The 13,605-nt window shown below is 52.6% G+C and carries 9 protein-coding genes; all 9 read left to right on the plus strand.

Features of this window, described 5'->3' with window-relative positions:
• The first annotated feature begins 10 nt into the window (after window positions 1-10).
• The 9 genes from BUB86_RS03605 (at window position 11) to BUB86_RS03645 (ending at window position 13,599) form a co-directional block, all read left to right on the plus strand.
• Complete coding sequence (locus BUB86_RS03605; RefSeq protein WP_081373074.1) at window positions 11-1,621, plus strand: alpha/beta hydrolase; 1,611 nt, start codon at window positions 11-13, stop codon at window positions 1,619-1,621.
• A gap of 84 nt (window positions 1,622-1,705) precedes the next feature.
• Window positions 1,706-2,911, plus strand: coding sequence for an esterase (locus BUB86_RS03610; RefSeq protein WP_073205590.1), 1,206 nt, complete (start codon window positions 1,706-1,708; stop codon window positions 2,909-2,911).
• Between the two features lie 136 nt (window positions 2,912-3,047).
• Window positions 3,048-5,408: a beta-glucosidase family protein gene (locus BUB86_RS03615; RefSeq protein ID WP_073205593.1), complete on the plus strand. Its 2,361-nt coding sequence runs from the start codon at window positions 3,048-3,050 to the stop codon at window positions 5,406-5,408.
• A 114-nt stretch (window positions 5,409-5,522) separates the two neighbouring features.
• The gene (locus BUB86_RS03620; protein ID WP_073205595.1) at window positions 5,523-6,140 is read left to right on the plus strand and encodes a fumarylacetoacetate hydrolase family protein; all 618 of its coding nucleotides are present in this window, start codon (window positions 5,523-5,525) and stop codon (window positions 6,138-6,140) included.
• A gap of 52 nt (window positions 6,141-6,192) precedes the next feature.
• The gene (porU, locus tag BUB86_RS03625) at window positions 6,193-9,330 is read left to right on the plus strand and encodes a type IX secretion system sortase PorU (protein WP_073205599.1); all 3,138 of its coding nucleotides are present in this window, start codon (window positions 6,193-6,195) and stop codon (window positions 9,328-9,330) included.
• Window positions 9,331-9,391: 61 nt separating this feature from the next.
• Window positions 9,392-10,534 carry a type IX secretion system outer membrane channel protein PorV gene (gene porV, locus BUB86_RS03630; RefSeq protein WP_073205602.1) on the plus strand — a complete coding sequence of 381 codons (1,143 nt, stop codon included), beginning with the start codon at window positions 9,392-9,394 and terminating at the stop codon, window positions 10,532-10,534.
• A 46-nt stretch (window positions 10,535-10,580) separates the two neighbouring features.
• Window positions 10,581-11,060 (plus strand): 2-C-methyl-D-erythritol 2,4-cyclodiphosphate synthase, encoded by a 480-nt coding sequence (gene ispF, locus BUB86_RS03635; RefSeq protein WP_073205605.1) that lies wholly within the window; start codon window positions 10,581-10,583, stop codon window positions 11,058-11,060.
• Between the two features lie 503 nt (window positions 11,061-11,563).
• Window positions 11,564-12,829, plus strand: a complete 1,266-nt coding sequence (locus BUB86_RS03640) for a glycosyltransferase family 4 protein (RefSeq protein WP_073205609.1) — start codon at window positions 11,564-11,566, stop codon at window positions 12,827-12,829.
• Window positions 12,826-13,599 (plus strand): glycosyltransferase family 2 protein, encoded by a 774-nt coding sequence (locus BUB86_RS03645; protein ID WP_073205612.1) that lies wholly within the window; start codon window positions 12,826-12,828, stop codon window positions 13,597-13,599. Before BUB86_RS03640 ends, BUB86_RS03645 begins: the two co-directional genes overlap by 4 nt.
• The last annotated feature ends 6 nt before the right edge of the window (window positions 13,600-13,605 follow it).

Raw genomic sequence — 13,605 nt, forward strand, 5'->3', positions numbered from 1 at the left:
TGAAGTAATTATGAAAAAGTTTAGATATATCATAATGTTGCTGGCGATTATCGGCTTCACTGCCTGCGACAGCGACTCAATCGAAGGTCTGAAGGGTGAATTCAGCGATATTACCTTCTGCAACTTCAACTCGGGCAATGTTCTGCCCACAGAGAAAATCGGCAAAGGCATCAAGGCCCTCAACGTCCAGTTGGCCGACGCAACAGGCAATAACCTTTCGCTCCGCTTCGGTAGCAAGGAGTGGATTCTTGGCGAAGGCACATTCCTGGCTGTTTCTGAAGTAAGTGCTGACGGCACATACTCTGGAACAATCAATGGCGCTGCTATCAACGAGGGTAACATAGACGTCAGCTTTGTTGACGGAACCTACTTCATCAGCGGCCTGGTTAAGACCGCCGACGGTAAGCAGTATAAGCCATACTACAAGGGCGAACTGACCTTCATCGTAGGCGAGGACGATCCAGAGCCAAGCGGCTATACCATGAGCATCCAGACCAGCACTGTTGAGATAATGGACTGGACAACATGGCAGACAACATCTTACCCAGACGTAACCAAGTACTCTATCACCATCTGTGATCCTAACGGCGCACAGGTAGCTTACTTCGATGTTATCAACGGCAACGACAAGAAGGCCGACCAGCTCACTGGTAATTACTCTATCGTTAGCGACGCTCACGATGCAATGCAGATAAGCGCTGGTTACTCACTGCCTGACTACGGTATGGCTGGAGGTTCAAGCTTTGTAGATGCAGCAGGAGCTACTCAGTACCTCACTGGTGGCGGTACTGTAGAGATTACCACAGCTACAGGTATCGACGGCAGCACACTCTACTCGTTCAAGGGCACAGGTGTTGGTACAACCGACATCACTGGTGCTACCGGTAGCGGTTCATTCAACATTATGTTCGTATCATTCGTTGATGTTAAGGGTACTATTGTAAGAGACATGGTTATTGACAGCCAGATTCTTGGCACTCAGATGAAGTATTCTATCTACCTGCCAGAGGGATGGGACGGTCAGACCACTATGCCAGTCATCTACCTGCTACATGGCGCTGGTGACGATCAGAACTCTTGGCTCGACAAAGGTAACATGGCTGCACTCACAAGTACTGCCATCGAGAATGGCGAACTTGGCAAGGTAGCAGTTGTAACTCCCGATGCTCAGCTTACATTCTACTGCAACGAGTACGAGAATTATTTCTTCGAGGAGCTTGTTCCTGCTATCGAGGGTATGTTCAACGTAGGTAAGGACAAGTCAAAGCGCGCTGTCGGCGGTTTGTCGATGGGTGGTTTCGGAACTCTCTACTATGCTGTTAAGCATCCTGAGATGTTCTGCTGCGCTTACGCTATGAGCCCAGCCGTTTATATCGACGGCATGCCAAACCTGTTCGAGCTCTATCCTGCTGCCAATATAGCAGAACTGCCCGACCTTACTCAAGAGGTAGGCACAGAGGACGCAGTTGTTTATTCTATGAATCCTTGGTTGGCAGGCACTATCCAGCCTCTCGGTCTGGCTAACTATGAGTACATCGAGCGCCCAGGTGTTCACGACTGGAAGTTCTGGAAGGAGTGCTATCCCAAATTTTTGACTAAACTTGGTAAATATTTTAAATAAATGTTGTATATTTGCAGCGGACAACAGGATTTATAGGGAAAAAATCCTTATGTCCTGTAGTCCGTTACTAAAAAAATAATAATAATGAAGAAACTAGTAGTGGTGGCTGCCCTCTGCCTGATGGGTATGGCAGCCCACGCTCAGCAGAACCTGAGCTGGGGACAGGGCCCACAGGTGGCCTCACCCGACATTCATGCCGACAACAGTGTAACATTCAACCTGATTGCCCCCGACGCAAAGAAGGTGCAGATAACCGGCGACATGCTGCCTACCAAGAAGGTAGAGTTTGCAGGTAACACCTACGACACTCCAGGCATCGTTGATTTGGTTAAGAACGATAAGGGTGTGTGGAGCTTTACCACAGAGCCACTGAAGCCCGAGCTTTATACCTATAATATGATTGTAGACGGTGTGAAGATCATCGACCCACTGAACGTTTACAACATCCGCGACATCAACAATCTATTCAGTGTACTGCTGATTGGTGGCGACCAGCGCACCGATCTGTACAAGGTAAACAAGGTGGCTCACGGCACCGTGAGCAAGGTGTGGTACGAGAGTCCTACAGCCGGACTTACCCGTCGACTCACCGTCTACACACCTGCTGGCTACGAGACCAGTGGTAAGGATTATCCCGTATTCTACCTGCTGCACGGTATCGGTGGCGACGAGAACGCTTGGAGCGAACTGGGTCGTGCTACACAGATTATGGACAACCTGATAGCTCAGGGTAAGGCCGAGCCTATGATCCTGGTGATGACCAACGGCAACATTTCGCAGGAGGCTTGCCCAGGCGAAACCAGCGAGGGCTTCAAGGTGCCAACCATGATGCTGCCAAAGACCATGGAGGGTAGCTTCGAGACAGCCTTCCCCGATGTGGTGAAGTTTATCGAGAAGACCTATCGCGTGAAGAAAGACAAGGCTCACCGCGCTATCGCAGGTCTGTCGATGGGTGGTTTCCACAGCCTCTTTATCAGCATCAACAATCCTGACATGTTCGGTTACGTAGGTCTGTTCTCAGCAGCTGTCGACCAGCAACAGCCTAACGGTGGATTCCCCAACATCTATGCCGACCGCAATGCTAAGATCGACAAGCTGTTCAGTAAGAACCCCAAGCTGTTCTGGATTGGTATCGGCAAGACCGACTTCCTGATCAAGAACAACAACGATCTGCGCGCTTATCTCGACTCTAAGAAGCACAAGTACACCTACATGGAGACCGATGGTGGTCACATCTGGCGCAACTGGCGTATCTATCTTTCAGAGTTCACTCCGTTATTATTTAAATAAGGAATGGAAAGGAAGTTAAAGGGAAGTTAAAAGGTAGTTAAAAGGACAATAGTCTGCTATCCCCCACCAGTAAAGGTAATGTCCCTTTAACTTCCCAATAACTTCTTTTTAACTTCCCTTTAACTTCTATAAAACAATGAAGAAATCTTTTATTTTATTAGCCTCAGCCGCACTCGTTGTTGGCTGCGCTACAGCCGACAAACAAGGCCCCAAGAACACCATCAACCAGGAAGAAGTGATGTCGAAGCTCACACTCGAAGACAAGGCTCACTTCGTGATTGGAACCGGCATGGCAGGCTTCTCGGGCAATGATGCCGTTATCGGTGCTACCCGCAGTCTGGTGCCTGGTGCCGCTGGTACCACCTACCCCCTCGACACACTGGGAATACCTGCCGTAGTGCTGGCCGACGGTCCTGCCGGACTACGTATCGACGCTAAGCGTCAGGGCGACTCAGCTACCTACTACTGCACCCACTTCCCCATAGGAACCTTGCTGGCCTCAACCTGGAACACCCAACTCATTGAGCAGGTGGGTCAGGCTATTGGTGAGGAGGTAAAGGAGTATGGTGCCGACGTGCTGCTGGCTCCTGCACTCAATATTATGCGTAACCCCTTGTGCGGACGTAACTTCGAGTACTACTCTGAGGATCCTGTTGTGGCAGGAAAGAGTGCTGCTGCCTACATCACCGGCGTTCAGAAGAACGACGTTGGTACCAGCATCAAGCACTTTGCTGCTAACAACCAGGAGACCAACCGCATGAACAACGATGCACACATCTCTCAGCGTGCGCTGCGCGAAATCTACCTGAAAGGTTTCGAGATTGCCATCAAGGAAAGCGCACCTTGGACCGTGATGACATCGTATAACTACATTAACGGTGTTTACACATCAGAGAGTAAAGACCTTGTTACCACCATCCTGCGCGATGAGTGGGGCTATCAGGGAACCGTGATGACCGACTGGTTTGGCGGTAAGGATGGCGCCAAGCAGATGTGGGCCGGTAACGACATGCTGCAGCCTGGTAAGGCCGAGCAATTCGACAGCATCGTTGCAGGCGTTAAGAGCGGCAAGTTGGCTGAGGCCGACCTCGACCGTAGCGTTCAGCGCATACTGAACCTTGTTGAGAAGAGCCCACGCTATCAGGGTTACAAGTACTCTAACAAGCCCGACCTCAAGGCTCACGCTGCCGTTACCCGCCAGAGTGCTGCCGAGGGTATGGTGCTGATGAAGAACAACCAGGCACTGCCATTTGCCAAGAACATCAAGAATGTGGCACTTTATGGCAACACCTCTTACGATTTCATTGCTGGCGGTACTGGTTCTGGTAATGTAAACCACGCTTACGTTGTTTCTCTGCTCGACGGACTGAAGAATGGTGGCTACACCGTGTCGGACGAACTGAAGAACGCTTATACCACCTACGCAGCCGACTGCAAGAAGGCCATCGAGGCCGAGATTGAGGCTGCCGCCAAGAAGGATCCCAAGAACGCCATGCTGCTGCGCTTCATGCCACGCCCACTGCCTGCCGAGAAGCAGTTCAGTGCCGACGAGCTGACCAAGCAGGCTGAGACAGCCGATGTGGCTGTGATTACCCTCGGCCGCATCTCGGGTGAGTTCATGGACCGTAAGGCTGCCGACTTCAACCTAAGCGATTCAGAGCGCCAGCTGCTGCAGCAGGTTTGCGATGTATATCACAAGGCAGGCAAGCAGGTAGTAGTACTGCTCAACATCGGCGGTGTCATCGAGACTGCCTCTTGGAAAGATCTGCCCGATGCCATCCTCTGTGCTTGGCAGGCAGGTCAGGAAGGCGGTAACAGCGTTGTCGACGTACTCAGCGGCAAGCAGTCGCCAAGCGGCAAGTTCACCATGACATGGCCCGTGAAGTTCACCGATGCCTACTCATCAAAGAACTTCCCCATCGACCAGGATCCAAAGATAGACATGACCAACCAGGGTCAGAAGGGTAACGTAAAGAACGTAGACTATACCGACTACGAGGAGGATATCTACGTAGGTTACCGCTACTTCGACTCGTTCGATGTGCCCGTCAGCTATCCATTCGGCTATGGTCTGAGCTACACCACATTCGAGTATAGCGATGCCAAGATTGCTGAGAAGGGCGATGCTTACGAGATCAGCGTTACCATTAAGAATACTGGTAAGCAGGAAGGCAAGGAGGTTGTAGAGCTCTACATCTCGGCTCCCGACAACAAGGCTGCCAACAAGCCCGCCAAGGAGCTGAAGGCCTACGCCAAGACCAAGCTGCTGGCTCCTGATGAGACTGAGACCGTGACTATGACTGTGAAGGCTGCCGACCTGGCATCGTTCGACGAAGCCGCTTCAGCCTGGGTTGTAGCCGCTGGCGAGTACCAGTTCCTGGTAGGAGCCTCAGCACAGGACATCAAGGCCACACTCAAGGCTAATGCCAAGACTCAGCAGACCAAGGTTAACAACGTGATGAAGCCACAGGTACAGATGAACCTGTTGAGCAGATAAAACCTTTTTTACCGAATTTGACTAACTAACCAACCGTCCCTTTTTTACACAAAAGTACACAAAAGGGACGGTTCTTTTTGTGTACTCGACAAAAAGTTGTAACTTTGCAGCCGTATGAAGATATTTGCTATTGGCATGAACTATGCCGCACACAACCAGGAGCTGCACGGAACAGTGAAACGTCCCGACGAGCCAGTAATATTTACCAAAGCTGATTCGGCCATTCTGAATCAGGGTAAACCGTTCTTTATCCCCGACCATCTGGGCCGTATCGACTACGAGACCGAGGTGGTGGTGCGCATCTGCCGACTGGGAAAGAATATCAGCGAGCGATTTGCTCACCGCTACTACGATGCCGTGACCGTGGGTATCGACTTTACCGCCCGCGACCTGCAGCGAAAGGCCAGCGAGGCCGGTCAGCCCTGGACCATCTGCAAGGGTTTCGACGGCTCGGCAGCCATCGGCGAGTGGGTGCCCAAGGAGAAATTCATCGACCTGCAGGCTCTGCACTTCCACCTGGACATCAACGGACAGACCGTACAGGAGGGGTGCACCAGCGACATGCTATACAAAATCGACGAAATCATAGCCTACATTTCTAAGTTCTTTACGCTGAAAACCGGCGACATACTATACACCGGCACCCCTGTCGGCGTAGGACCGGTAAAGATTGACGACCACCTGGAGGGCTGGCTCGAAGAGCGCAAAGTGCTGGAGTTTAATTGCAAATAGAGGTGAGAGATATGATGATACAATAATTCTCGAGTTTTTTCGTTTTAATGATGTGAGGATTATTGGTAGACTAATCATGGCTCTGCTCCTGATAACCTTTGGTCTGGCGGCCAAGGCTGAGGGGCGGTATGCGGAACACTCTGTGCTCCGCGAGGGGAATTGGGCTAAGATACGTGTGCCAGAGAGCGGATTCTATCAGCTATCAGACGCACTTATAAAGAAGGCCGGATTCAGTAATCCGAGCAAGGTTAAGATTTACGGCTACGGCGGCGCACTGCAACCCGAGAAGCTTACAGGCGATTATCTTACAGCTACCGACGACCTGAAGGAGGTTCCCACATGCACCATCGGCGGCAAGCGAATATTTTATGCACAAGGCCCAGTAACATGGAGCGACCAGACATCGATGGAACGCACACGCAACCCTTATTCTGACTACGGCTACTACTTCCTGACGGAGGCTGACGGCGAGCCGTTGACTACCGACAGCGCCACCATTGTAGGCGGGAACTATCCTGCCAACAACGACTATCACCACCTGTACGAGGTGGATAACTACTCGTGGTTCCACGGCGGGCGAAACCTGTTCGACAAAACGCTGTTCACCATCGGCACGCCACAGGTGTACACACTGAAAGCCAGCGGCACCAATGGTACCATAGGCATAGCCCTGACGGCCGATGCCGACTACGAGGCCACCATCGAAGTGAACGACTCTATTGTGGCCACCATCAGCAAGAAGGTGTCGCTCGATGCCTATACCAAGGCCGACGAAGAGCTATACCAATACCAGCTCACAGGAAAACTGAAAACTGAAAACTGCATCCGCATCACCCAGACAGCAGGCGGCAACATGCGTCTGGACTACATCGACCTACAACACGACACGCCCACACCGCTAGATTTCGGCACGCTACCCGAGCCCGAATACGTGTATCAGATAACCAACCAAGACCACCACGCCGACACAGCCGTCGACATGGTGATCATCATCCCCACATCGCAACAAACGCTGGCACAGGCCGAGCGACTGAAGGCACACCACGAGCAGCACGACGGGCTATCAGTAAGGATAGTACCTGCCGACGAGCTGTTCAACGAGTATAGCAGCGGAACGCCCGACGCCACAGCCTACCGCCGCTACATGAAGATGCTGTACGACCGCGCCAGCACCGACAGCGAGAAGCCGCGCTACCTGCTGCTGTTTGGCGACGGCGGATGGGACAACCGTATGAACACCAGCGACTGGAGCGGCTACAGCCCCGACGACTACCTGCTGTGCTACGAGAGCGAGAACTCGTTCAGCCAGGTAAACTGCTACGTGAGTGACGACTTCTATTGTCTGCTCGACGACGGAGAGATGATACAGGAAGGCAACAGCTACAAGGGACAGCCCGATGTAGCCGTGGGCCGACTGCCAATACGGACTGCCGACGATGCCGAGGCGCTGGTCAACAAGATTATCAGCTACGCGAACAACGAGTATGCCGGCAGCTGGCAGAACGAGATATGCATGATGGGCGACGACGGCAACCAGAACTCGCACATGAAGACTGCCAACAAGGTAGCCACCCTGATAGAACAGGACTATCCCAACTACAACGTGAAGAAGATATACTGGGATGCCTACCAGCGCACATCATCGTCGACAGGCTACAGCTATCCCGACGTGACACGCCTCATCAAGCAGCAGATGCAGAGCGGCGCCCTGATGATGAACTACTGCGGCCACGGTGCTGCCTACGCCATGAGTCATGAGCTGGTGATGAAAACAGCCGACTTCGAGACATCGCAGACCAACTATCTGCCACTGTGGATGACCGCCTCGTGCGACATCATGCCGTTTGACGGACAGGAAGACAACATCGGCGAAACGGTGATGCTGAACCGCAAAGGCGGCGGCATTGCCTTCTTCGGCACCACACGCACCGTCTACGCCACCTACAACGAGGTGATGAATCTGGCCTTTACCCGCTACGTGCTCACACCCGGCATAGCGATAGGTGAGGCTGTACGACTGGCCAAATGCGAACTGGTGAGCAAGAGCACCGACCTGACGCCCAACAAGTTGCAATACACGCTGCTGGGCGACCCTGCCCTGCAGTTGACCATACCCAGACAGGAGATTGTGGTAGACAGCATCAACGGCGTGTCGACTGCCCAGAACGTGAAGCTGGCAGCAGGATCGGTGGTAAGAATAGCCGGACATATTGTGAACAACGACGATGTTGATACCGATTTCAACGGTGTGGTTACGCTGTCGGTCCGCGATGCCGAAGAAACCATCACCTGCCGACAGAACGACACGTCGGAAACCGACGAGCCATTTGTGTATAAAGACCGCACCAAGACGCTGTTTCAAGGCTCCGACAGCGTGGCCGACGGCAGATTCAGCATCACCTTTGCCATTCCAAAGGATATCAGCTACACCGACGGCAGCGGACTGATGACGCTCTACGCTGTGAGCAGCGACAAGACGCTGACAGCCAGCGGCGAGAACGAGAGCTTTGAGCTGATAGGCAGTCAAGCGGCACTTACCGACTCCATCGGCCCATCCATCTACTGCTACCTGAACTCAAAATCGTTTAAGAACGGCGACAAGGTGAACCCAACACCCTATTTCAGGGCAGAACTCTACGACGATAGCGGCATCAACACATCGGGCAGCAGCATCGGTCACGATCTGGAGCTGGTTATCGATGGCGACCCAACCAAGACATACAACCTGAACGATTACTTTGAGTTCGACTTCGGCGACTATCGTTCGGGCAGCTTGGGATTCAGTATACCAGAGCTCAGCGTGGGCACTCACAAGCTACAGTTCAGGGCGTGGGATATCCTGAACAACTCGTCGACCGCCGAACTGGTGTTCGAGGTTACCGAGGAAGCCATCGCCGAGTTTAACGTGGTGTGCAGCAGCAATCCTGCACACGGCAACGCCCAGTTCGTCATCACCCACAACCGCATCGGCAGCGAGCTCAAGGTGATGCTGGATGTTTACGACACGGGCGGTCGTCAGGTATGGCGCCAGACGGAGACCGTGGTTCCCACCAGCGACACAGTAACCGTCGACTGGAATCTAAGTGTGGCTGGCGGCAGTAGACTGCACACGGGACTATATCTGTGCCGGTTCAGCCTGAACGATGGCAACACCAAAACCGTTAAATTACTGATTAAGAGCAATAATTAAAGCCCGAAAACGTTATAAGAATATGATGACAGAAAACAGTAAACATACGATCAGGTGGGCGATGGTGGTACTATTCACTATGCACTATTCACTATGCACTATCTCTGCCCAAGACGAAAAGACCATCATGTTCAACCCCGTAGAGCATGCAGTGATATCGCAGACCATAGCTCCCGATGCCCGTGGAGCCGGTATGGGCGATGTAGGTGTGGCCACCGATCCCGATGTGAACTCGCAGTACTGGAACCCAGCCAAATACCCGTTCTGCATCAGTCGTGCCGGCATAGCCTTGAACTACACGCCCTGGCTGCGACAATTGGTGAACGATATCGACCTGGCCTACCTGGCCGGTTACTACCGTATTGGCGACTATTCGGCCATCTCGGGTTCGCTGCGCTACTTCTCGCTGGGCGAGGTGATTGCCGATGAAGGCATGACAGTGAAACCCTACGAGATGTCGATAGACGTGGCCTACTCGATGATGCTGAGCGAGAAACTCTCGTTGGCAGCGGGACTGCGCTGGATTTACAGCGACCTGCGCTACGACTACAAAGAAGACTCGAAACCAGCCTCGGCCTTTGCCGCCGACCTGGCTATGTATTATAATAATTACGTGATGCTGGGCAGTCGTGAGTGCCAGTTGGGCATCGGTCTGAACCTGTCGAACATCGGTAGCAAGATTTCATTCTACGGCGACGACGAGAGCCAGTTCCTGCCTGCCAACATGCGACTGGGTGCATCGCTGATGGTGCCTATCGACGAGTACAACCGCTTTTCTATCTCGGCCGACGCCAACAAGCTGCTGGTGCCCACCGTGCCCCGACAGAATGAGGGCGAGTCGAATAGCGAATATCAGGATCGCGTTCGCCAGGAATATAGCGATATCAGCGCCATCAGCGGTATCTTTAAGAGTTTTACCGATGCACCTGGCGGATTCAGCGAGGAGCTAAAGGAGATACAGTGGAGCGTGGGAGCCGAGTACGTGTACCACGACCAGTTCTCGTTGCGCGCCGGCTATCACCATCAGGACGAGTCGAAGGGCAACCTGAAGTACTTTACCGTGGGTGGCGGCTTCAGGATGAACGTCTTTTCGCTCGATGTGGGTTACGTTATCTCAACAGCCCGCAGCAACCCGCTCGACCAGACACTGCGATTCTCGCTCACATTCGACATGGACGGCATTAAGGACCTGTTTAAGAGGTAGTTTCTTCGTGCTCAATTAAAAGCTAAAAAAGTTAAAAGGTAAAAATATGAAGATTAGAGTTGGAATGGGCTATGATGTCCATCAGTTAGTAGAGGGCCGCGACCTGTGGATGGGCGGCATTAAAATTGAACATAGTAAGGGACTGCTGGGCCACAGCGATGCCGACGTGCTATTGCACGCCATCTGCGATGCACTGCTGGGAGCTGCCAATATGCGCGATATAGGCTACCACTTTCCTGATACAGCCGAGTTTACCGACGGTATGGACAGCAAGGTGATACTGAAAAAGACCATCGAGCTGATAGCCGCCAAAGGCTACAAGCTGGTAAACATCGATGCCACCATCTGTGCCGAGCGCCCCAAGATGAATCCACACATTCCCGAAATGAAGGCTTGTATGGCAAAGGTCATCGGCTGCGACGAGGATGATATCTCTATCAAAGCCACTACTACCGAGAAACTCGGCTTCACCGGTCGCGAGGAAGGTATCTCGGCTTATGCTGTGGTGCTGATTGAAAAAGCATAGGACATAAAAGAGCAATGCCACAACCCTCACGAGCTGTGGCATTACAAAAGCCTATGTTTAACTAAAAATCCTTTTCATTAAAAAAGAAATTTTCAGCCCAACAGGACCAAAAATTTGAAAGTTTAAAAGGGAGCTTCACAGCGACCTCCAGTTATCCCACTGTTGAAAACTTTCTTTTACCAATAACTAAAAACCTAAAACTATAAATATTACTACTAACCTAAAACAATCTAATCTATTAACCTTTTGACGATGCAAAGGTACGACGATTTTCTGAATCCTCCAAATATTTTCGCAGAATAAGTGTATATTTTAACATTATTATTGACTTATATCAAACAGTTGTGGACGCACACAACAAATATTTACGTATTTTTACTTGGTTTTAACAAAACTTGTTGTACCTTTGGGCTACGCCCTAAAGTACTCCCGTTCGAGAAAACTCAAAGAATATTTGGTTTTCTTCTCACTTATTCGTACCTTTGCAGCATCAATAATAAACGATGAAGATACTCATAGTAAATACAAGCGAGCGAACAGGCGGTGCGGCCGTTGCAGCCAACCGTCTGATGAAAGCTCTGATCAATAACGGCGTCAAGGCTAAGATGCTGGTACGCGAAAAGGAGACCGACACGCTGACTGTGGCCGAACTGCCCAAGTCGCCCCTGAACCGCTGGCACTTTCTGTGGGAGCGCCTGGTGGTGTTCTGCCATCTGCACTTCAGCAAGCGCCACCTGTTTGAGATAGACATAGCCAATGCCGGCACCGACATCACCAAGCTGCGTGAGTTCGAAGAGGCCGACATCATACACCTGCATTGGATCAACCAAGGCATGCTGTCGCTCAGCAATATCCGCAAGATACTGCGCAGCGGCAAGCCCGTGGTATGGACCATGCACGACATCTGGCCCGCCACAGGCATCTGCCACGTTACGCTGAACTGCCGCCGGTTTACCAACGGCTGCAGCAACTGCCGACTGCTGCCGGGCAACGGCTCGAGCCACGATCTGGCCTACCAGACCTGGCAGAAGAAGCTGGCTATGGTGCGCGATGAGAACATCTACTACGTGGCCTGCAGCCGATGGCTGGAGCTGGAGGCTAAGAAGAGCGCCCTGCTCAGCGGACAGAAGATAACCAGCGTGCCCAACTGCATCGACACGCACGTATATAAGAAAGGTAACAAGCAGGAAGCGCGCCAGCGACTGGGACTGCCTGCCGACAAGAAACTGATACTCTTTGCCTCGCAACGCGTAACCAACGAGAACAAGGGCATGAGCTATCTGATAGAGGCCTGCCAGCAGCTGGCCAAGGCCGATAGCGAGAAGCCGGGCGTAGTCATCTTGGGCGGTCATGCCGAGGAGGTGGTGGCACAGTTGCCACTCGAGGCTTATCCTCTAGGCTACGTCAACGATGAGCACCGCATCGTAGATGTGTATAATGCTGTCGACGTGTTTGTGCTGCCGTCGCTATCCGAGAACCTACCCAACACCATTATGGAATCGATGGCCTGCGGTGTGCCTTGCGTGGGATTCAGAGTGGGCGGCATACCCGAGGAGATAGACCACAAGAAGAACGGCTATGTGGCCGAATATCGCGATGCAGCCGATTTGGCTCGCGGCATCAGTTGGATTCTGAGCGAGGCCGACTACCGCGCACTGAGCGAGGCTGCCATCCACAAGGTGGCGCACAGCTACTCGCAGCAGAGCGTGGCCATGAAGTATCTCGACGTGTATCACCAGGCTATGGCCTTTAAACACTACCACCTATGATACGCATCACCTACGTTACCATCACCTATAACGCCGCCCAGGTGCTGCAGCGCACACTCGACAGCGTGCTCAGCCAGGACTATCCTAACATTGTTCACCTGATCATCGACGGTGCATCGACCGACGACACACTGAAGCTGGTAGACGATTACATCGCCCGATCGAATGCGGCCGAGAACGGCCACCGCATACAGGTAACCTCAGAGCCCGACAAAGGCATCTACGATGCCATGAACAAGGGTCTGCGCTCGCTCGATGGCGACTACGTGTGCTACCTGAACGCCGGCGACTTCCTGCCCGCGCCCGACACCGTGAGCAAGATAGCACAGCAGGTTGAAAATGTTCAATGTCCCGCCGTGCTCTACGGCGATACCGACATCGTAGATGGCGAGGGCCGGTTCCTGCGCCACCGCCGTCTGGCTCCGCCCGAGAACCTCACGTGGCGCTCGTTCCGCCAAGGCATGCTGGTGTGTCATCAGGCCTTCTACGCCCGCACCGACTTTGCCATCGCCACACCCTACGATATGCAGTACCGCTACTCGGCCGATGTAGACTGGTGCATCCGCGTGATGAAAGCAGCCCAGAAGGAGAATGTGCCCCTGCTGAACCTACACATGGTAGTAGCCAACTATACCGAAGAGGGACAAACAACACTCCACCACCGCGAATCGCTCTGGGAGCGATATCGAGTGATGGAGCATCATTACGGACGCGTGCAAACCTTCCTACTACACTGTTGGTTTGCCGTCCGCTCTTTTCTTAAACACTAACTACTT

The organism is Xylanibacter ruminicola (assembly GCF_900142525.1).
Lineage (GTDB): Bacteria > Bacteroidota > Bacteroidia > Bacteroidales > Bacteroidaceae > Prevotella > Prevotella ruminicola_A.

Coding starts and splice junctions, on each gene's coding strand:
- BUB86_RS03605 (WP_081373074.1), top strand. CDS start 11: ATGAAAAAGTTTAGATATATCATAATGTTGCTGGCGATTATCGGCTTC.
- BUB86_RS03620 (WP_073205595.1), top strand. CDS start 5,523: ATGAAGATATTTGCTATTGGCATGAACTATGCCGCACACAACCAGGAG.
- porV (WP_073205602.1), top strand. CDS start 9,392: ATGGTGGTACTATTCACTATGCACTATTCACTATGCACTATCTCTGCC.
- BUB86_RS03610 (WP_073205590.1), top strand. CDS start 1,706: ATGAAGAAACTAGTAGTGGTGGCTGCCCTCTGCCTGATGGGTATGGCA.
- ispF (WP_073205605.1), top strand. CDS start 10,581: ATGAAGATTAGAGTTGGAATGGGCTATGATGTCCATCAGTTAGTAGAG.
- BUB86_RS03615 (WP_073205593.1), top strand. CDS start 3,048: ATGAAGAAATCTTTTATTTTATTAGCCTCAGCCGCACTCGTTGTTGGC.
- BUB86_RS03645 (WP_073205612.1), top strand. CDS start 12,826: ATGATACGCATCACCTACGTTACCATCACCTATAACGCCGCCCAGGTG.
- BUB86_RS03640 (WP_073205609.1), top strand. CDS start 11,564: ATGAAGATACTCATAGTAAATACAAGCGAGCGAACAGGCGGTGCGGCC.